Source organism: Saccharopolyspora oryzae, from assembly GCF_027853915.1.
Classification (GTDB): Bacteria; Actinomycetota; Actinomycetes; order Mycobacteriales; family Pseudonocardiaceae; genus Saccharopolyspora; species Saccharopolyspora oryzae.
Genome location: NZ_JAQGLA010000007.1, coordinates 98,009 through 116,290 on the forward strand (window position 1 = coordinate 98,009; position 18,282 = coordinate 116,290).

Genomic DNA, 18,282 nt, shown 5'->3' on the forward strand with positions numbered 1-18,282 from the left:
CCAGTCACTCGATGCGCGAATCGTGCAGCGCGTCGATCTCGTCGGTGTAGGTCTGCCCCAGTCCCTCCAGGAACTCCAGCACCGCACGGGCTTCATGCTCATCCACTGTGGACAAGGCGAAGCCGACGTGGATCAGGATCCACTCGCCCGGCTCCGGCGGCGGGTCGAGCAGGCTGATGTTGATGTTGCGGCGCACGCCGCTGACCTCGACCTTGGCCAGGTCCGGCCGGTCCGGGAGGATCTCCAGGACCTCACCGGGGATCGCCAGGCACATCGGCGGCTCCTCCCGATCCCAATGCCATCAGGGTCATCTCCCACAGGGCGTGGTACAGCGTCGTCTGCGCTTCCTGGATGCGGTGCACCGACGCCGACGGCACCACGAAGAGGTGGTCGACGTGCTCGGATTCCGCCATCCGCCCGCCCTTGTCACCGGCGATGCCCACGGTGAGCAGGCCGCGCTGCGCGGCCTCCGCGAAGGCGCCCAGCAGGTTCGCGGAATTGCCGCTGGTGGACAGGCCGACCGCGATGTCGCCCCGGCGGCCGAAGGCACCGATCTGGCGGGCGAACACCACGTCGAAGCCGATGTCGTTGGACAGGGCGGTGACCACTGCGATGTCGCTGGTCAACCCGATCGCTGGGAGGGGGCGCGCCGACCGCCCCGGGCTGAGGAACAGGCTGGCCAGGTCCTGGGCATCGGTGGAACTGCCGCCGTTGCCGAAGGTCAGCAGTCTCCCGCCGGCGGCGAAGCGCGCGGCCATCGCCGAGGCGCAAGCGACGATCTCGGCGCGATAGCGGCTCTTGACCTGCTCGCGCAGGCCCATGATCTCGCGCGCCTTGTCCTCCGTGGATTTGCGCACCTCGTCCAGCACCGCGTCGACGTCACCGTCCGAGGTCGACAGGAACGGGTAGAGCGATGCGACGGCATCGGTGTCCGCATCCAAGGTGCTCACCCCTCCACGATCGCGATCGACTCACCGGCGTGGACCAGCACCACGTCACCAGGACCAGCGGGGACCAGGGCGATGCTGACCACTTCCTCACCGGTTTCGGTGGCCACCGCGGCGAACTCGTCGTCCAGCAGCCGCAGCACCCGGACCTGCACGGCCTCGTCCGAGCAGGTCACGCAGGAGTCCCCGGAGCAGGCCCGCTCCTCGGCGTTCATGCGCTCACCGCCTGCCGCAGGGCTCCCGGGTGCTCGAAGAACACGTGCACCAGCTCCCACAGGACGTGGTACGTGGTCACGTGCACTTCCTTGACCACGCGGGGATCCCGGGACCGCGCGATCAGCACGTGGTCGACCGCGTCGTCGGCCATGCCGCCGCCGTCGCCGCCCGCCAGACCGACGGTGAGCAGCCCCAACCGCCGGGCTTCGGCCAGGCCGCGGCGGACGTTCCCGCAGTTCCCGTCGGTGGACAGGCCCAGCGCGATGTCCTGCGGGTCGGCGAGGCAGCGGAGCTGGTGGGCGAACACCTCGTCCATGCCTTCGCCGATGGCCACCCCGGTCACGGTCGCGACATCGGCGGTCAGCGACATCGCCGGCAGGGCCCGCTTGCCCACGATCACCGGGTGCACGAACTCCACGGACACGTGCTGGGCGTCCGTGCTCGGCCCGCCGTTGCCGAAGACGATGAGCTTGCCGCCCGCGTGGAACCGGGTGGCCATCGCGTGGCACGCCCGCGCGACCCGCTCGGCGTCACCCACCAGCGCCTGCAGCGGTGGCACCCGTCGCTCGAAGATCTCGTCGACGGCGCGCGCCGCGACTTCTTCGGACCACGGCATCGAGGTCACATCCTCACTAGCAGTCGTGCGGGCGCACCCACGCTAAGGGCGTCCCGATGTCGCAACAACTCGATCTGCTTGTCCGGCAATCACATTCGGGTCATCTTCAGGTATCGGGCCAGTGCGGGACATTCCCGCACGAGCACCACCAGCGCGACCACGGCGAGCGCTCCGAACACCGCGCAGACCGCCTTGCGCGAAGTGCACTTCTCATCCTTCATCGCCGACCCCTTCCCTCGATCCGGCGTTCTCCACGAGATCGTCCACAACGGACATCACGACGCCGAGCACGCGGTCCTCGATCTCCGCACCGCAACCGACCGCGGTGATCTGCGCGCAACCCGGCTCCAACCACGCGGGCGGTGGACCGAGTTCACCCGGCCCCAGTTCTGCGGACAGCAGGACCGCGGCGTCGTAGTCCTCCAGCGCGCGCAGCAGATCGTGCCGCCGGAGGCCGAAGTCCGCGACGCGGACGCCCGGCGGGAGATCGCGTCCGCGAAGGGCTTCGACGACCGCGCCCACGCCTCGCTCAGCGGGCTTGAAGCCGTCGCCCGCACCAGCGACCAGCACCCGGCGCGCGCTGCCTCCCGGCAGCGGTTCGAGTTCTTCCGGGTCGAAGAAGAAGCGGTGGCCGAGTTGGCTCATCGGGCCGAGGTCCACCGCGGTGTCGCCGAGCAGCGACACGGCCACGTAGACCCGGCCGTCGGCGCCGTGTTCGACGCCGTCTACCTCGGCTAGCTTGCCCGCGAGCGCGAGGTCGACGATGTCGGCCCGCCGGGACGGCCGCAGCCTGACCCGCGTCCCGACGTCCGGCACGGTCACGACGCGTCCTGCTCGGCGTCGCGCAACAGCGAGGCGATCGCCTCGTCCCAGGTGCCGAAGGCGCGGGCACGCCGGTAGTCGTGCAGGCGTGAGAAGCTGCTGCGCGTGATCCGCACCCAACGGGTGTCGCCGAGGGCCTCGTGCCACCGCTGCGCCGCGAGCTCGAAGGTGGCCTCCTGGGACCAGTCGATCTGCGTGGTCCGCAGCCGTTCGTCCGGCCCCAGGTGGAAGATCGTGCCGCTGAACAGGAAGTCCAGCGGTACCGGACCGCTTCGCACCGCGTGGAAGTACTTCGCGACGGCGAGTTCGACATCATCGGTGCAGGCGACCGGCAGCGGCACCGCGACGCGGTCGGTGAACGGGCCGACGACCGTGGTCAGCCGCGTCCAGGGCAGCGGGCGCAGCGTCGTCGCCCAGCGCTGCGGGGCGCCGAACAGCTCGGCGAGTTCGTCCCGCTCCGCACGCTCGTAGCGGCGGCGGGCCGGGGCGATGCGGATCGCCGTGGTCAGCGTGATGGAGCGCACCGGGCCGCCGCTGGTCCGGTGGATGTCGAGCTCGAAGTGCAGCGCGGGCACCGCGGTCAGGCGTGCCGGTTCCGCCCCGGTGATGGCGAAGGACAGCTCCGGTGCGGTCATGCCGGCGACAGGTTCGGCATCGACGACAGGATCGGGTCCCGCCGGCCCGCGCAGATCCCGGTGGACCTGCGAGCCGTCGAAGTTCCGTCCGGCCGATGACCCGGCTGGCGCTCGTAGTTCCCGACGCTGTTGCCCTGCGGAACGCCCCGGAGGTGCGCCGGAGCGTCGCGGCGCACCTGCGGTTCACCGACTTCGATCATGCGTGCCTCCTCGGGATCCGCCTTCTCGCAGGCGTGCGAAGTACTCGTCGACCTGACGCCAGACCTCGCTGCCACCGCTGAAGCCGCGCCAGTGCGTGCGCAGGAGGGCCACCAGCCGGTAGCACTCGTCCAGCGGGAGCAGCCACGCCGACGTCACGTCGTGCAGCCGGTCGATCAGCAGCGCCTCGACATCGCTGTCCATTGCGGACAGTCGTGGATTCGCTGCGACCAGCCGCCGCCAGCTGTCGGCATCGACGTCGGACCGCATGGTGCCGACCGGGTTCGGGTAGAACGCGGTGACCCGGTCGTCCGCGTCGCGGTGCACGAAGAACGCCAGCCCGACGGGAATGCCGAAGCTCGCCCACTGCACGTCGTCCAGCTCGAACTCCGCGAGCAGCCGCGGGCGCGACCGGATGAGCCGGTAGTGGCCGCCGCCGGCGGCGTGGTGGTCGAACAGCACACCGCACGCCGGGCAGGCGCACGACAGCGCCCCGGTCTCGGTGTTGAGCACGTGGCGGTGCTGGTCCGCCAGCTCGTCCGAGCAGAGGTCGCAGCGCTGCGCCGATCCGGTCGGTGTCCGGGTCCGGCGGTGGGCGAACTCGCGCAGCGTCGAGGGCATCGCGCTCACCGCTCCCCGACCGGGAACAGGTCCTCGACGGGGATCACGGTCGACGGCTCCGGTGCCACGGCCCGGATCTCGACGTCGTCGAGTTCGGGCGCCGCCGCCAGCACCACCTCCCGCGCGGATCCGCGCAGCTGCGCCGCCGTGGACTGGCAACCCCGGACCGCCACCTCGAGCACCGCCACACCCGCCTGCACGTCGAGCAGCCGGAGCGACTCGGCGCCGAACGCCGTCCGCACCTCGGCCAAGGCCTCGCCGATCCGGTCCTCGACACCGACCGGGTGAAGGTCGTGCACCAGCAGCAGGTGCGACACGAGCTCGTCGCGGGCGAACTCGCGCACCAGGTCGGGACCGGCGCGCTCCACCATCCGCGCCAGGCACTCCCCGTACAGGCCCACGACGGCCTGCACCGCCTCGATCGCGTGCGCCCCGGCGACCGGTTCGTTCCCGGGCCCCAGGTCGGACAGCAAGGTCTCAGCGCGCTCGATCTCGTCGCGGACCTGCTCGTCGTCGCGAGGCATGGTCAGGCACCCGCGCCGAACATCGGTGAATGCGTGCGCTCCAGCACGCGCCCGCCACCCAGGTACATGTGCACGCCGCAAGGCAGGCACGGGTCGAAACTGCGCACCGTGCGCATGATGTCGATGCCCTTGAAGTCCTCGCGCCCGTTCTCCTCGAAGATCGGCATCCCCTGCACCGCGTCCTCGTACGGCCCCGGCGTGCCGTAGCTGTCGCGCGGGCTGGCGTTCCACGGCGTCGGCGGGTACGGGTGGTAGTTGGCGATCTTCCCGTCCTTGATCACCAGGTGGTGCGACAGCACACCTCGAACCGCCTCGTGGAAACCGACCCCGATCGCCTCGTCGGGGACGTCGAAGTCCTCGAACACCTTGGTGTTGCCGCTGCGCACCTCCGCCAGCGCGCGGTCCAGGAAGTACTGCGCCATCGCGGCCGCGTAGGCGACGAAGTAGATCCGGGCCCGGTTGCGCTCCAGCGTGTTGGGGAACCGCGGCGGGGTCCACTCCAGCTGCATCTCGGACGTCGACTGCCCCTTTCCCAGGTCGATCTGCACGCTGTGCCCGGTGGACCGCACGTATGGCGTGTTGACCTGCCCGGCCAGCGCGGTCGCCCACAGCCGCGCGATCGCGCCGCCCCCGGTGTCCAGCGCCAGGTGGTCCCCGGTGCGCTTGTCGAACCAGCGCGGGCTCATCACCCAGCTGTACCGGCCGCCGTCGAGGTCCCGCTTCTGCGGCTGGGGCAGCGTCGTCTGGTTCCAGGGATGGCGCTGGTCGACGGGGTTGCCCAGCGAGTCCTGCTGGACGAAGGTCTGCTCGTTCACCCAGTCCTCGTAGTAGGAGCTGCCCAGCAGGATGCGCATGCCCAGGTTGATCTCGACGAGGTCGGTGGTGAGCAGCTCGTTGTCGAGCACGATCCCCGGGCTCACGTACATCGCGCGGCCCCACTCGGTCATGTTCCGGTAGTCGTAGTCGACGACGTCCGGGTCCTGGAAGGATCCCCAGCAGCCGAGCATCGTGCGGCGCCGGCCGACCTCCTCGTAGCCGGGCAGCGCCTCGTAGAAGAAGTCGAACACGTCGTCGTTCATCGCGACCGCGCGCTTGATGAAGTCCAGCACCCGCACCAACCGCACCTGGTAGTCGGTGAACAGCTGCGGGGTGGCGACCGTGCCGACCCCGCCCGGGTAGAGCGTCGAGGGGTGCACGTGCCTGCCCTCCATGAGGCAGCACATCTCCCGGGTCACGCGCGACACCGCGAGCGCGGCCTTGTACGTCTCGCCCTCGAACGGGTTGTACGACCGCATGATGTCGGCGATCGTCCGGTACCCGTGGATGTGCCCGCGCGGCGCTTCGGTCTGCTCGGCCCGCCGCAACATCGACGGGTTGGTCTCCGACACCATCTTCTCGCAGTAGTCGACGAAGACCATGTTGTCCTGGAAGATGGTGTGGTCGAACATGAACTCCGCGGCCTCGCCCAGGTTCACGATCCACTCGGCCAGCGGCGGGCTCTTCACGCCGTAGGCCATGTTCTGCGCGTAGATCGAGCACACCGCGTGGTTGTCCCCGCAGATCCCGCAGATCCGGCTGGTGATGAAGTGGGAGTCGCGCGGGTCCTTGCCCTTCATGAACACGCTGTAGCCGCGGAACACCGACGAGGTGCTGCGGCACTCGACGACCTCGTCGTTGTCGAAGTCCACTTTGGTGTAGATGCCGAGGTTGCCGACGATCCGCGTGATCGGATCGAACTCCACCTCGACGAGGTTCCGCTGCTCCGCACTCATCCGGCCGTTACCTCCGCTTCGATCAACGCGGCTCGTAGCCGCTGGTCAGCTTCGCCCGGTTGTGCCGCCACTTCGGTTCCCGGTTCGCACTGCGGTTGGTGATCCCGCGCATGGTCCGGACAAACGGGCCGTACGCGCCCAGCAACTTCGACGAGAGACCGCCGCCCGGCGGCTCGTCCATGAACGGCATGAACTTGTCCGGGAATCCGGGCATCGTGCAGCCGATGCAGATCCCGCCCACGTTCGGGCAGCCGCCGATGCCGTCCATCCAGCCGCGCTTGGTCACGTTGCAGTTGACCACCGGACCCCAGCACCCGATCTTCACCTGGCACTTCGGCGAGTTGTAGTCGTGGGCGAAGTCGGCCTGCTCGTAGTAGCCGGCGCGGTCGCAGCCCTCGTGCACGGTCTTGCCGAACAGCCACGTCGGACGCAGTTGCTCGTCCAGCGGGATCGTGGGCGCCAGCCCGGCGGCCTGGTGCAGCAGCCACAGCAGCGTCTCCATGAAGTTGTCCGGCTGCACCGGGCACCCGGGCACGTTGACGATCGGCAGCCCACCGGCGGAGCGGAAGTCCGCCCCCAGGTAGTCGGCCAGCCCCATGCAGCCCGTCGCGTTGCCCGCCATGGCGTGGATTCCGCCGTAGGTGGCGCAGGTTCCGGCCGCCAGCACGGCCCACGCCTTGTGCGCCAGCCGGTCGAGCCACTCGTTGAGGGTGCGCGGCTCGCCGGTCTCCGGATCGTTGCCCATGGACGTCCAGTAGCCCTTGCCGTTGATCCGCTCGTTCGGGATCGAACCCTCCACCACCAGGATGAACGGCCCCAGCTCGCCGCGGTCGGCCTGGTGGAACGCGGCCATGAAGTCCGCACCGGTCTCGTAGGCCAGGACCTTGTTGTGCAGGTGCACCTTCGGTATCCCCGGAACCGTGCCCAGCACCACGTCCTCGATGCTGGGCAGCGTCGCGTTGGTCACCGACACAGTGTCGCCGTCGCAGCTCATTCCCTCCGAGGTCCAGAGGATGTGGACCTCGTCGAGGTTCGACGGCGCGGACGCAGTGCTGCTCATACGTCACCCCGGATCTTCGGTTCCCGCCGGCCGCCCTGTGACACCGGCTCCCCCTGACGGCCGACAGCGGCGGCGAGGCCCGTCGCCACCGTAAGGCCGATGGCGTTGTGCAGCAGCAGGATCATGCCCGGCCGGCCGGCTTCTGCCACGTCTCGACCAAACCGGCGACGAGCTCGCGCACGGTGCTCGCACCCGCGTCCACCGACGCCGCGATCCGGTCGGTGAGTCCCCACCGGTACGAGCAGTCCTCCGGCTCGCAGCCGACCACCAGCACCCGGTTCAGCCGCACGCCGAGTCCCTTGCAGCAGGCGAGCACCTGATCCGGGTTCATCGCGTGGGCCTCCACCCCGGACGAGGGCTCGATCGCGTCGAGGTCGGGTTCGACCACCGAAACGGTTCCCGGTGCCGCACCCCGCGCCATCGCATCGACGAGGATCAGCACGTCGTAGCCGTTCATCAGCTCGTAGGCCAGGTGCACGCCCCGGATTCCGAAGTCCTCGACCCGCACTCCCGCGGGCGGGTCCAGGGCCAGCCGGTCGGCGACCGCGACCCCGAAACCGTCGTCGCCCAGGAACACGTTGCCCACTCCTGCGACCAGGATCCGCAGCGGCCTCGTCATTTCCGGTCTCCTCGGTAGCGGATCGCGCCGTGCAGCCGGGAGAGCTCCTCGGCGGAAAGCCGCTCGGCGCGGTCGATGATCGCGGCGGCCTTCGGGTCGGTTTCCCTCGCTTCCCGCTTCTCGTCGTCGGTGAGGGTCATCGTGCGCAGGGTGAGGATTTCGTCGATCTCCGTGGCATCGAACAGATCCCCCGGGCTCTGCGGCGCGATGGCCGGGTAGTCGTAGAGGATGATCGGGGCGGACAGCACCACGTCGCGCTCCCCCGGTTCGCCTACCAGAACCGGCCAGGTGTGCTCGTTCCGGCACCTCCGCGCGGCCTCGCGGGCGTGCTCGGGCGGGTCGAGCAGTGAAACGAACTGCCCTCCGCGCAGGGCGAGCACGACGTGGGTCGAAACCAGGGAGCACCGCAACATCTCCGCACGCGTGGTCGACCCGGGATGCCAGGACGTCCTGTTCTCGACCACCACCGCCAGGCGCCGCAGGCCGTGTCCGACGGGAGTCGTGCTGATCCGGATCGTCCCCCGCAGCGGCAGCCAGCTCTCCCGTTCGTCCTCCCCGCCCGGCAGTTCGAACGGGACTTCCCCGGTCGCATCCGCCGCCACCGTCGCGCCGATCTCCTGGAGATCGCCTTCATCCCAGTCCGGGTCGGCCTTGCGGGTGCGCAGGTGCAAGCAGCGCACCAGGACGTCCAGTTCCGCACCGGGTTCCGCGGCGAACAGGCATTCCGTTCGAGCGCTGGACGGCTCGGACTGCTCGCCCGGCGGTGCCAGCACGCCGAACTGCCAGCGCATCCGGTTCTTCACCGCCGACGCCCGGTAGGGGTACAGCAGATAGCCTTCGAACAACACCGCGTCGGCTACCGCGCGCGCCGCGTCCACGCCCATGGGTCCACTCCGTCCGGCACCGGTACGTCAATCCGCTTGCAGTGTCAGCCGATCCGCACCGATCTGCGCGATCAAAAACCCGCACGCGTGGCACCGCCTGCGGCTCGCCGGCCGACCATCGGATCGACGGGATCACGCGTTGAGCGCAGTGCCGGGGAACCAGCGCTGATCACCCCTTTTTTCTGGATGAGCGTTTCGACTCGTGCTATGCCGAAATTTCAAACGGACGACCCTTTTCCTCATCCGATGTGAAATTCCAACGGCGATAGCGACCTGGCAAAATGTCAGCGAAACGATCTGGCACATCATCCGTGCTGACGAGAACGGGTTTCGGTCGAGCGCGCCCGCTCGGTGAGCGCATCGCGTTCTCCGTTCACGGGCGTCGGGACGGGAAGAGTCCGCTGACCAGCCGGGTGATCCTCGGCGACGGTGAAAGGCCGAGCTCGCGTTGGAGGGAGGCGCGGTAGCGGCGGTAGTGCGCTACTGCGTCGGCGGGGTTGCCTTCGGCGAGGTAGATCTCGATCAGCACCCGGTGCGCGGTTTCCCGCATCGATGCGATCGCGATGGCCGAGAGCGCAGCGTGCATGGCCCCCAGAAAGTGCTCGCTGGCAAGGAGTTCGCGCGCGAAGGTCTCGAGCGTGTGCAACCGGACCTGGTCCCACCGCTGGCGTTCCAGCGCGAGCCAGTCGTCGGTCCAGGAGGGCAGCAGTTCGCTGCCCAGCATCGCGATCAGCCTTTCCCGTTCGGAGTTGTTCGGCCCGCACCACCCTTCGTCGTTGATTCGCTGGCTGCAGTCCAGGATTTCACGGAGGTCCACGCTGACCGACGGTTCCAAGCCGAGGCGCGCACCGTCGCGCTCGATGATCGTCGTGTCGCCGCAACGGTGTCCCTGGCACAAGGCGGACCTGACGTTGGCCAGGGCCCGGCGCAGCGAGTTGTCCGGCCACAGCTCCTCGGCCACCCGAATCCGAGGAACCCGCACGTTGTCGTGCAGCGCGAGGAAGGCGATTAATCGCTCGGCACCGCGCGGAAGCTTGATCCGCTCCCCGTGGACGGCCAACTCGAAGTCTCCGAGCAGCGTGACGTGCGCACCGTTGGGCGTCGGACCCATAGCCACCCCCAGAACCGGTGTTCGGCGGCTGCCGCTTGGCAGACCGCCACAATGTTGCCCGCACGGTTCCAAGATCGCCCATGCCGACGTGCCTGCCACGTCCTTCGTGTGTCGCGGCAGCGTCCGGTGCGCATCGTCGCGACGTTGCGTCACGAGGAAGCCGGTGCTGCACGGTGTTCGTGGAAACCGGAGTCACCGGTCCCGCTGAAAGCGCTTGGGGCACGCCATAAGAACGCTTCCGTCACACCCACGTGACGGACGAGTCCTCGCTCAGCAGGCGCCGATCAGTGCACCAGCACCGGCCACCGAACCAGCTGGACAGACACCCCGGATTTGCCGGCCAGAACAACGGAAAGATCGCCGCACGTTCAGTTCTGCATCAGATCGCGTGCCAGTTCAGTAATCCGCCGCGAGGGCGCGGCTCCGATTTCCCGGTGCAACACCGACCGGTAGCTTTGGAAGTGCTTGAGCGCGTTGCCCAAATTTCCTTCCGCAATGTATATTTCCATCACGATGCAATGCGCGGTCTCCCGGATCGGATCGATGGTGACCGCCGTCAAGGCTGTTTGCAGCGCGGCCGAGTACTCCTCCCTTTCAAGGGAGTGCCGGGCCAAGACCTCGAGCGCATGCATGCGCAACTGGTCCCAACGATCGCGGTGGGCGAGCACCCAGTCATCCGACCAGTCCGGGAGCAGCTCCCGGCACAAATCGTTGACGATTCCGTTGCTGCTATTCGGCAGGTGGGTAGCGGTGTCGGGTTCGAAGAGCCGATTCGCTCGCTGCCACACCTCATTCAGGTCCACGCGGACTGCGGGTGAGAGTTGCAGCCGCGGGCCGATCCTGTCGATCAGCTGTCCACCCGCTTGCTTGGCGTGGTGAAGGGCTGACCGCACGTTGCTCGCCGCGCGATCAGGCGAGCAGTCCGGCCAAAGGCGTTCAGCGGCTGTCACCCGGGGTGCGCCATCGTCCTGCAGCGCGAGGAACGCCAACAGGCGTTGCGCACCTCTGGGCAGCAAGACCCCGTTTCCGCAGGCCAGCTTGAAGCCTCCCAGCAGCCCAAGGGTGATGTCATTCCGCGGTTCTCCCATATCGGCACTGTGGAGTCCAATCCTGTCCCACGCAGCCGGAAGCGCGTTTCCGCTCAGTCGGGTCGACGTTCCATTCGCATATCTCATGCGTTGCCGTCGCGTCGCTCCGACATGACGAGCACCTTTCTTCGCTGCTCCTCCTCCGCGGGAAGCCGAATGTCGGCCGTGGTCGACGTCGCGGGGAAGAACAAGCAGGCGACGGTTCAGCAGCGCGCCGGCGACATTTCCGAAAACACCATCAGAACAGGTTCCACGGTAGCTCGCGGGCCGTTTGGACCAGCTGGCCTACCAGCTGGTCGGTGCGTCGAAAGGACCTGCATCAACTTGCCCCTCAGGGGAAACGTCCACGACACCGTCCATCTCACGTACGTCGTCCACGACGTTCTCCGGAGCAGTACCGACGAGCACGCCGATTCGATCGTGCACCTGGATGTCGGTGAACCCGAGCGCAGCAAGAGCCGCGGCGATCTCCGCCAGATCCCGGTCGATCGAAGCGGTGATGACCCACCCGCGTCTTGTCAACGTCCATCCCCCTTCAGCTCGATCACGGGGCCTGGACCAGCCCGGCCCCGACGCGTGACGCTGGTTGCGGAAGTGACTTCGCAGTGCTCACGAGCTTCCGCCACAGGTCCATCCCGCGCAGGTTCGGCGATGTTTGCGCCCAGAGGGACGCGCAACCTGCCACGTGCGGTGTGGCCATGCTCGTTCCGCTCATCGTGGCGTAGCGCGCCGGCATCGGCACCGACGAAAACACGTCCCGGCCGGGCGCGGCGATATCGATCTTCCCGAAGTTGGAGAAGCTCGATGGCGTTAACGTGTCCTGATCCAGCGAAGCGACCGACATGATGCTCGGTGAGTTGGCGGGAGCACCGGTCTGAGCACCATCGTTTCCGGCAGCCGCGACGATCAGCAGACCGCTGTTGAGCGCAGCCTCGCCCGCCGCGCTGTAGGCGGCCTGCACCGAAGACCTCCCGCCGAGGGACATCGAGATGACCTCGCATCCGTTGGCGATGGCCCAGTTGATCCCAGCCAGAATGCTGCCGGTGGCGCCGGTTCCGGAATTCGACAGGACCTTGCCGGGGAAGATGGAGGCCTGGTCGCCGATCCCGTATCGCGGAGTGCTGTCGGGCGGATCTACCGGACCGCACGCGGTACCGGTGCAGTGCGTTCCGTGACTGTACAAGTCCTGCACCGGCTGCCCGACGAAGGTCTCGCTCGTGACCTGGCGGCCGGCGAAGTCCGGGTGGGCGAGGTCCAGGCCGGTGTCGAGGACCGCCACCGAGATGCCACCGCCGGTCTGCGCGCTCTGCGGGACTTGGCAGGTGAGCAGGCCCCACGTCGCGCCGAGAACCTGCACCTGCGCCTCATCGACCTGCGGCGAGGTGCCGCGGAAACCTCGGGCGATCGTCTCCGCCGCTTGGACGAAACCGCGCAGGTACTCCGAAAAAGTGCCGTCAGCCGCCGCCTGCGTGACGGACGCGAACCGCTCCGGTTGGGACACCGCGATCGGGCTTTCCTGGGCGTAGTCCGACTGAGCCGAGATACCGCTGGCCGCAGCTGCCGTACCGGTCACTATTGCGGCTCCGACCAGCGGGAGCGCGAGAGCGTCTGCCTGTTCGAGCTCGGCAGCCGCGACGACTTGGCCGGCGAAATCTCGCGCGTCGACGACCCGCAAACCAGCGGCGCGGAGCGAGTGAACTCCTTCGTCGAAGGCTCCTGCCCTGAACGTTGCGATCATTCGGCCCGTCTCGAAGCTCCCGTCGCCGCGCTCGCGATTGGCCTCCAGCAGTTCATCAGGCGTTGCGTCGAGCTTGTTCTCGGCCGGATCTCCGGATGTGTTCGTCATGGCGTGTCCTCAGCTTTTCCTGCGCCGACAGCGGTGAAGCTGTCGACGGCGTGGCTGCCGGATCAGGTGCGTGATGAGGGGGCACGGGTCCCGCGTCCGCCCGAGCGCCTCTGGGCGAACGCGGGTCATTCGCACACCTCCGTTAGAAGACCGAGAAGATGTGGCAGTCGCTACCCGGTTGTTGGCACACTCCGGGGATGGCGGGAATGCTGACGACGCAGGTGGGCGGGCAAATGCTCACGGCACAGGTCGTGTCGAAGCACGTGCCGAGGACGCCTGCCGGATCGTCGGCCGCCGCCGCGTGCGCTGTGCTCAGGGCCGAGGCCTCGGTGTCGGCGAACCCCGCCGCGCGCATGGCGGCGGCCGGGTCGGCGTGCACCTCAGCCGCGTAAGCGGCGTCGAGTTCGGCGCGGCCCTTGATCGCTGCCAATCGCTGACGTGCTGTGTAGGCATCGTGGGGGCCCGGCGTTGCAGTTGCCATGGTCTTGTTCCTTCTCTCGTTCCGGTGCTTGGTTCCTCATGCCTTCCTGGTAGTTCGGATCACCCCCTCCTGTCCGCACTTCCAGTCGTGGGGCGCACGTGCAGCGTCACTTCGACCGGAAGCGGTCTGCTGCGAGCGCGTGGGACCGCGTACCCGGCTCCGCCAAGCGAAGTAGCGCTAGTGCCACGCCGGCATAGCCCAGCATGTAATCGGGACTGCGAACCCACGGCGAGTCCGAAGGCCAGCGGAGCGTCCCGTCGTCGTCCGATCGGAACGCCATCAGGAGCTCGCCGAGCACGTAAGCCTCCGCGAGGTAGGTGGTGTCGCCGGTGGCTTGATGGGCATCGAGGAGGAACTCGATGCTGCCGGCCAGGCCATGGCACTGCGTCGGACCTGCCCAGCGCGTGCCGTGTGCGGTTGCTCGCGCAGCACCGGTCCACATGGCGCAGGACTCGGGTAGGAGGTCCAGGGCGTCAGCATGCAGGAAGAACCGTCCGATGCCCGCCGCACCGTGGCACCAGTAGGCGGGCATCGGGTCTCCACCCGCGCACATGGGCCAGGCAAGTCCGCTACCGTCGTTGAGCGCGGGGATGGCGTGCCGGGCGATCCAGCGGCCAGCAGACCCCGCGGCGCGCTGGTACCGGTCGTCCCGAGTCACCTCGAAGAGGTCGAGAAGCGCATCCGCGATACCGGCGGCACCATGCGCGTATCCGAGGGGGGCCGTGCCGCTCATGCTCTTGTAGCCGGGCGGGATGACCCAGCAAAGCTCGCGATCGCCGGCTTCACTGCACGTTTCCAGCAAGTGTTCCGCAGCGCTGATTGCGTGTTCAAGATGCTCCGCCACACCTGTTGCATGCCACAGCAGGAGGTGGAAGCGCAGGCGCCCGGCGGTTCCGTTCATCAAGTCCGGAGAGGCGAACGGAAGGGTGGACAGCCAAGCCCCGCGGGATGAAGCCTCCGCGACGAGCTCGTCGCTGGCGAGGACCTGTCCGGCGCGCAGCAGCGCGGCCGCAACCCCCGCTTCTCCGACGTACAGGCTGGCGACGGGGTCGCCTGCCGGGCGGGGAGCGCAAGCGAGCCAGCGCGCCCCGCCCTCCAGAATGCGGCGGTGGTCGGGCTTTTCGAAGCTGGCCACGAGTTCGGCCAGCGCCAGCAGCGTGCCGCCGCTGCCGACGTAGAGGTCCCTCGACCACAGCCCGCTCGCAAACTTGTGCGGGCTCATCCAGGCCACGCCTGCACCATCGAGCACCGGGTGCGCGTCAGCGCAAAGCGCGCTGGCGAGGCGGCCGGCGGCATCCCGGTAGGAGGCCCGGCGAGCGTCGTCGGTCAGCTCTTCCGGAGCCTCCGGGCCGTGCCTGGACATCACGACGGAGGAAGTCCTGCCAATGGCCCTCAAAGCCGCTTCGACGGCGGCCATCGTGGGAGGTCGCGAGCCCGGGTCCGGGTCGAGGCACCGTTGGACGAGCGCGGCGACGCCAGCATCGATCGACGGTTTCAGCCGGCGAAGCGGTCGTTCCAGCAGGTCGAACGGATGAGGCGCGCGCGAGGGCTCAGCGCCCGTGGCCATCAAGAACAGCAGCGCCCCCAGGCTGTACACGTCGTCGGTGATGGCGGGAAGCTCACCCCTCGCCTGCTGCGGAGACATGTATCCGCGCGTGCCGACGCCGAACCTTCCGGTGCCGGGCAAGGGGTTGACGTTCCCATCGAGCTCACGCGCCATCTCGAAATCGACGAGGCGGAGCCGACCGTCTGGCGCGATGATGACGTTCGTGGGCTTCAGGTCCCGATAGGCATAGCCCGATGCGTGGATTTGCCCCAGCACCGAGGTCAGCTCCAATGCGTAACCGACGATCTGAGCGGTTGACAACGTCACGCCTCGACGGGACTCCCGCGCAACGCGGTCTTCCAACGTCTCTCCTGCCACGTCCTCCATCGCGAGGAAGAGGTCGCTGTCGTGTTCGACCAACTCGATCACCTCGGGCAGGCGGCCGTCCAGGTCGAGGGATTCGAGAACAGCTGCTTCGCGCCGCAGCCGATCGCGTGCGTCGCTTCCGTCGGGGGCGGGCTGCGCGCCGCAGCATGCCTGCTTGAGGATGCAGCTGCCTGCGGTGCGGGCATCGAGAGCGAGGTGAACGGCGCCTCGTGGCGAGTGGTGAAGTGGCAAGGCGATCGCGTATCGGCCGGCGATCACGAGAGAAGGAGGCGGCAAGGCCTCGGCTGCACCGGCTTTCACGAACGGGTCGACAGCCCAGTCCGGAGGCGCGAAGGCAGTGGAGCGGATGTCGGGTACGAGCTCGCCTGCCGGCGTCCGCACTGCCGGAGTGATCTCGCCGATCGGCGATTGAACGTGCAGCCCGCCGAACCCGCCGTAGCGGTAGTGGACCAAGCTGCCCCGCTCGAGCGGTTGATCGGAGGGGACGCGTGGGCCGCAGAGCCCCCGGGTCTGTTCGTGCAGAGCAACTGCCAGGCGGACGGCTTGCTCGTCATCGCTGGGATAGACCGTGATGAACTTCCCGATCTGGCTGAGCGTCCCGCTGGTGCCATCGTTGAGTCCGGCAAGGACGTCGGGAGCGGCGGCGACTTTCAGGCAGACCGGCTCGGAGAACAGGACGGGAAGCGCGCGCCGGAGCACCGATTCGGCCGACCACGGGCTCGCGGAGACGTGCAACTTCCAGCCCTGCTCGGGGAGGTGGATTCGGTCATGAGCGACCTTGATCCACGCGGTCGGGAGGTCCGCATCAGCCTCGATGTGCCATCGAGCCGGCTCGCTCGCGTACGTCGTGCGCATTTCCTCGGTCACCGCGAGATAGGAAACGCCGTAGGCGGCGTCAGGCGGAAGCGGTATCTGGCTGTCCTTGTGCAGTGCGAGCATCGCTCGTCCCCTCCGTCGAACCGGCTGTCTGCAACGGCACGCATGCGGTTCAGCGGTACTGTCCACCAGCTCTGTGCTGCCGCCGTTCCCCGAATGTCCTGTCCGCGCGCTCCCTGCGCCGCGGACGCATCCACGCCAGGATCGGAGAGCGGAGATCGATCCGCCCGTCGCACAGCCGGACCCAGCAGGACGTCACGCGGCAATGACGCGCGAAAGACGGCGCAGCAACGAATTGAAATGCGAGTGTGAAGATGCAGCCGACGGAGCGGAAACGCGCTCTCCAGGTACCAGAGATGCGGGCTCGCCCGGCATGAGGCCAGCCTCAACGATGACTTGCAGCCCTTCTCCGGCCCGCTGCCCGCGCCTGAGCCGAGCGCCCGTCAGCTCTTCCGCTCGCCCTGCGGGACGGTGGTTTCGGTGCGTTCCGCGCGGCGCATGCGCACGAGCTTCCACAGCACCGCGGCGAGCGCGAGCGCTGCCAGGACGACCAGCACGGCGGCGTTCGAGACCGCTGCGGAGACGTCGCTCAACCACGCTTGCACGGAGAACTGGGTGTCCACATCGGACACGCTGCCGAGGTTCGCGGCGCCTTCGGTGAGCACGAACAGGATTCCGATCGCCACGAACACCAGACCGGAGATGATGTTCGTGGTGTGCAGGCGCAGTCGTCCGATGGAGACCTCGCGGCCGCGCACCCACGACCGCTCTCCGATCCGGAAGCGCTCCCAGAGCAGCGCCAGCAGGAACAGCGGGAAGGCCATGCCGAGGGCGAACACGGCGAGCAGGACCGCCCCGTAGAGCACCTCTCCCCCGGCCGCCGACACGGTCAGCACGCCGCCCAGCAGCGGACCTGCGCAGAAGCCGGCCAGCCCGTAGACCAGGCCGAGCGCGTACACCGACAGCCCGGAGGAGAGCCGGATGCGCCCGGTCATCCGCTGCGCCGCGGAGATCCCGAAGCCCTTGCCGGAGATCTGCAGCAGCCCCAACGCGATCAGCAGCAGCCCGCCGACCAGGGTCACCTCGCTGCGGTACTCGGTCAGCAGCGAGCCGAACAGTCCGGCGGCGGCGCCGAGCGGGACCAGCGTGGTCACCAGCCCCAGGTAGAAGGCGGTGGTCCGGGCGACCAGCTTGCCGAACCCGTCGAAGGCGTAGGCGAAGAACGACGGCAGGAGCAGCGCCGAGCACGGGCTGACCAGCGTGAGCAGCCCGCCGAGGAAGGCGCCCAGGAGCCCGATCTCGGTCATCGAGCGGCCGTCCTGGCCTTCTCGATGGTGTCGATGAACCGGTCCAGGGGTTGGGCGCCGAGCACGGGGTTGCCGTTGATCAGGAACGCTGGAGTGGTCGGCACGCCGAGCCGGGACCCTTCCGCGGCGTCCGCCTGGACGGCGCCCAGCGTGGCGGGGTTGTCCATGTCCGATTCGAACCGCGGGATGTCGGCGATCCCGGCCTGCCCGGCGTAGCCGACGAGCTTCTCGCGCGGCAGCTCCGGGTGCCCGCTCTGCGGGGCGTCGCGGTGGACCACGTCCATGTACTGCCAGAACTTGCCCTGGGCAGCCGCGGCGCGCCCGGCCCTGGCGGTGTCGAACGACTCCGCCCCGAAGATCGGGAAGTCCCGCCACTCGATGCGCAGGACACCGGTGTCGACGTAGCGCTTGACCAGTTCGGGCTTGAGGTCCCGGGTGAACTTCGCGCAGAACGGGCACCGGTAGTCGGAGTAGTCGATCATGACGACCGGCGCGTCCTGCCTGCCGAGCGCCATCGGATCACCGGGCGTCCGCCGCGCCATCGTGGCGAACGGGTTGTCCTGCGCCTTCCCCTGCTGCTCCGGCGCACCTTCGTTCGAACGGCCCATCGGAACGAGCAGGTAGACCAGGCCTCCCACCACCGCGGCGGCGAGCACGCCCGCGATCACGCTCAGCCGTTTCCGCTGCGCACTTGCTCTGCCCACCGATGACCACTCCTTCGCACGC

Annotated in this window: 22 protein-coding genes; all 22 read right to left on the reverse strand. The window is 68.5% G+C overall.

The window, feature by feature from the left end; translation table 11 throughout:
- Window positions 1-4: 4 nt before the first annotated feature.
- Window positions 5-274, reverse strand: coding sequence for a HypC/HybG/HupF family hydrogenase formation chaperone (locus OU415_RS07160; protein WP_270947786.1), 270 nt, complete (start codon window positions 272-274; stop codon window positions 5-7).
- Window positions 252-950 carry a D-sedoheptulose-7-phosphate isomerase gene (locus OU415_RS07165; RefSeq protein WP_270947787.1) on the reverse strand — a complete coding sequence of 233 codons (699 nt, stop codon included), beginning with the start codon at window positions 948-950 and terminating at the stop codon, window positions 252-254. Before OU415_RS07165 ends, OU415_RS07160 begins: the two co-directional genes overlap by 23 nt.
- On the reverse strand, window positions 947-1,162 hold the full coding sequence (locus OU415_RS07170) for a hydrogenase assembly protein HupF (protein WP_270947788.1): 216 nt from the start codon (window positions 1,160-1,162) through the stop codon (window positions 947-949). Before OU415_RS07170 ends, OU415_RS07165 begins: the two co-directional genes overlap by 4 nt.
- Entirely contained in the window at window positions 1,159-1,779 is a 621-nt protein-coding gene (locus OU415_RS07175) for a D-sedoheptulose-7-phosphate isomerase (protein ID WP_270947789.1), read from the reverse strand. Before OU415_RS07175 ends, OU415_RS07170 begins: the two co-directional genes overlap by 4 nt.
- Window positions 1,780-1,868: 89 nt before the next feature.
- Window positions 1,869-2,000, reverse strand: coding sequence for a DUF6893 family small protein (locus OU415_RS07180; RefSeq protein WP_270947790.1), 132 nt, complete (start codon window positions 1,998-2,000; stop codon window positions 1,869-1,871).
- Window positions 1,990-2,601: a hypothetical protein gene (locus OU415_RS07185; RefSeq protein ID WP_270947791.1), complete on the reverse strand. Its 612-nt coding sequence runs from the start codon at window positions 2,599-2,601 to the stop codon at window positions 1,990-1,992. The genes OU415_RS07180 and OU415_RS07185 overlap by 11 nt, the downstream gene beginning before the upstream one ends.
- Window positions 2,598-3,236 carry a DUF6084 family protein gene (locus OU415_RS07190; RefSeq protein WP_270947792.1) on the reverse strand — a complete coding sequence of 213 codons (639 nt, stop codon included), beginning with the start codon at window positions 3,234-3,236 and terminating at the stop codon, window positions 2,598-2,600. Before OU415_RS07190 ends, OU415_RS07185 begins: the two co-directional genes overlap by 4 nt.
- Window positions 3,233-3,436, reverse strand: a complete 204-nt coding sequence (locus tag OU415_RS07195; protein ID WP_270947793.1) for a hypothetical protein — start codon at window positions 3,434-3,436, stop codon at window positions 3,233-3,235. Before OU415_RS07195 ends, OU415_RS07190 begins: the two co-directional genes overlap by 4 nt.
- Window positions 3,420-4,055 carry a DUF5947 family protein gene (locus OU415_RS07200; RefSeq protein WP_270947872.1) on the reverse strand — a complete coding sequence of 212 codons (636 nt, stop codon included), beginning with the start codon at window positions 4,053-4,055 and terminating at the stop codon, window positions 3,420-3,422. Before OU415_RS07200 ends, OU415_RS07195 begins: the two co-directional genes overlap by 17 nt.
- 5 nt (window positions 4,056-4,060) lie before the next feature.
- A complete protein-coding gene (locus OU415_RS07205; protein WP_270947794.1) occupies window positions 4,061-4,579 on the reverse strand; it encodes a nitrogen fixation protein NifU in 519 nt (172 codons plus the stop codon).
- Between the two features lie 2 nt (window positions 4,580-4,581).
- Window positions 4,582-6,351, reverse strand: a complete 1,770-nt coding sequence (locus tag OU415_RS07210) for a nickel-dependent hydrogenase large subunit (protein ID WP_270947795.1) — start codon at window positions 6,349-6,351, stop codon at window positions 4,582-4,584.
- A 22-nt stretch (window positions 6,352-6,373) separates the two neighbouring features.
- A complete protein-coding gene (locus OU415_RS07215; protein ID WP_270947796.1) occupies window positions 6,374-7,411 on the reverse strand; it encodes an NADH-quinone oxidoreductase subunit B family protein in 1,038 nt (345 codons plus the stop codon).
- 121 nt (window positions 7,412-7,532) lie between these two features.
- Entirely contained in the window at window positions 7,533-8,030 is a 498-nt protein-coding gene (locus OU415_RS07220) for a hydrogenase maturation protease (RefSeq protein WP_270947797.1), read from the reverse strand.
- Window positions 8,027-8,914 carry a hypothetical protein gene (locus OU415_RS07225; RefSeq protein ID WP_270947798.1) on the reverse strand — a complete coding sequence of 296 codons (888 nt, stop codon included), beginning with the start codon at window positions 8,912-8,914 and terminating at the stop codon, window positions 8,027-8,029. Before OU415_RS07225 ends, OU415_RS07220 begins: the two co-directional genes overlap by 4 nt.
- Window positions 8,915-9,287: 373 nt before the next feature.
- Window positions 9,288-10,025 (reverse strand): AfsR/SARP family transcriptional regulator, encoded by a 738-nt coding sequence (locus OU415_RS07230; RefSeq protein WP_270947799.1) that lies wholly within the window; start codon window positions 10,023-10,025, stop codon window positions 9,288-9,290.
- 368 nt (window positions 10,026-10,393) lie between these two features.
- A complete protein-coding gene (locus tag OU415_RS07235) occupies window positions 10,394-11,113 on the reverse strand; it encodes an AfsR/SARP family transcriptional regulator (RefSeq protein ID WP_270947800.1) in 720 nt (239 codons plus the stop codon).
- A 285-nt stretch (window positions 11,114-11,398) separates the two neighbouring features.
- The gene (locus OU415_RS07240; RefSeq protein ID WP_270947801.1) at window positions 11,399-11,635 is read right to left on the reverse strand and encodes a hypothetical protein; all 237 of its coding nucleotides are present in this window, start codon (window positions 11,633-11,635) and stop codon (window positions 11,399-11,401) included.
- A gap of 22 nt (window positions 11,636-11,657) precedes the next feature.
- On the reverse strand, window positions 11,658-12,959 hold the full coding sequence (locus OU415_RS07245) for a S8 family serine peptidase (protein ID WP_270947802.1): 1,302 nt from the start codon (window positions 12,957-12,959) through the stop codon (window positions 11,658-11,660).
- Window positions 12,960-13,101: 142 nt separating this feature from the next.
- Complete coding sequence (locus OU415_RS07250; RefSeq protein WP_270947803.1) at window positions 13,102-13,440, reverse strand: hypothetical protein; 339 nt, start codon at window positions 13,438-13,440, stop codon at window positions 13,102-13,104.
- A gap of 106 nt (window positions 13,441-13,546) precedes the next feature.
- Window positions 13,547-16,312, reverse strand: coding sequence for a class IV lanthionine synthetase LanL (lanL, locus tag OU415_RS07255; RefSeq protein ID WP_270947804.1), 2,766 nt, complete (start codon window positions 16,310-16,312; stop codon window positions 13,547-13,549).
- Window positions 16,313-16,692: 380 nt separating this feature from the next.
- On the reverse strand, window positions 16,693-17,556 hold the full coding sequence (locus OU415_RS07260) for a cytochrome c biogenesis CcdA family protein (RefSeq protein ID WP_270947805.1): 864 nt from the start codon (window positions 17,554-17,556) through the stop codon (window positions 16,693-16,695).
- Window positions 17,553-18,260 carry a DsbA family protein gene (locus tag OU415_RS07265; protein WP_270947806.1) on the reverse strand — a complete coding sequence of 236 codons (708 nt, stop codon included), beginning with the start codon at window positions 18,258-18,260 and terminating at the stop codon, window positions 17,553-17,555. Before OU415_RS07265 ends, OU415_RS07260 begins: the two co-directional genes overlap by 4 nt.
- Window positions 18,261-18,282 lie beyond the last annotated feature (22 nt).

Excerpts from the sequence above, each read along its gene's own strand:
- OU415_RS07205 (WP_270947794.1), bottom strand. The coding sequence starts at position 4,579 with ATGCCTCGCGACGACGAGCAGGTCCGCGACGAGATCGAGCGCGCTGAG.
- OU415_RS07200 (WP_270947872.1), bottom strand. The coding sequence starts at position 4,055 with ATGCCCTCGACGCTGCGCGAGTTCGCCCACCGCCGGACCCGGACACCG.
- OU415_RS07190 (WP_270947792.1), bottom strand. The coding sequence starts at position 3,236 with ATGACCGCACCGGAGCTGTCCTTCGCCATCACCGGGGCGGAACCGGCA.
- OU415_RS07175 (WP_270947789.1), bottom strand. The coding sequence starts at position 1,779 with ATGCCGTGGTCCGAAGAAGTCGCGGCGCGCGCCGTCGACGAGATCTTC.
- OU415_RS07195 (WP_270947793.1), bottom strand. The coding sequence starts at position 3,436 with ATGATCGAAGTCGGTGAACCGCAGGTGCGCCGCGACGCTCCGGCGCAC.
- OU415_RS07245 (WP_270947802.1), bottom strand. The coding sequence starts at position 12,959 with ATGACGAACACATCCGGAGATCCGGCCGAGAACAAGCTCGACGCAACG.
- OU415_RS07230 (WP_270947799.1), bottom strand. The coding sequence starts at position 10,025 with ATGGGTCCGACGCCCAACGGTGCGCACGTCACGCTGCTCGGAGACTTC.
- OU415_RS07260 (WP_270947805.1), bottom strand. The coding sequence starts at position 17,556 with ATGACCGAGATCGGGCTCCTGGGCGCCTTCCTCGGCGGGCTGCTCACG.
- OU415_RS07170 (WP_270947788.1), bottom strand. The coding sequence starts at position 1,162 with ATGAACGCCGAGGAGCGGGCCTGCTCCGGGGACTCCTGCGTGACCTGC.
- OU415_RS07160 (WP_270947786.1), bottom strand. The coding sequence starts at position 274 with ATGTGCCTGGCGATCCCCGGTGAGGTCCTGGAGATCCTCCCGGACCGG.
- OU415_RS07225 (WP_270947798.1), bottom strand. The coding sequence starts at position 8,914 with ATGGGCGTGGACGCGGCGCGCGCGGTAGCCGACGCGGTGTTGTTCGAA.
- OU415_RS07235 (WP_270947800.1), bottom strand. The coding sequence starts at position 11,113 with ATGGGAGAACCGCGGAATGACATCACCCTTGGGCTGCTGGGAGGCTTC.
- lanL (WP_270947804.1), bottom strand. The coding sequence starts at position 16,312 with ATGCTCGCACTGCACAAGGACAGCCAGATACCGCTTCCGCCTGACGCC.
- OU415_RS07250 (WP_270947803.1), bottom strand. The coding sequence starts at position 13,440 with ATGGCAACTGCAACGCCGGGCCCCCACGATGCCTACACAGCACGTCAG.
- OU415_RS07180 (WP_270947790.1), bottom strand. The coding sequence starts at position 2,000 with ATGAAGGATGAGAAGTGCACTTCGCGCAAGGCGGTCTGCGCGGTGTTC.
- OU415_RS07220 (WP_270947797.1), bottom strand. The coding sequence starts at position 8,030 with ATGACGAGGCCGCTGCGGATCCTGGTCGCAGGAGTGGGCAACGTGTTC.
- OU415_RS07210 (WP_270947795.1), bottom strand. The coding sequence starts at position 6,351 with ATGAGTGCGGAGCAGCGGAACCTCGTCGAGGTGGAGTTCGATCCGATC.
- OU415_RS07215 (WP_270947796.1), bottom strand. The coding sequence starts at position 7,411 with ATGAGCAGCACTGCGTCCGCGCCGTCGAACCTCGACGAGGTCCACATC.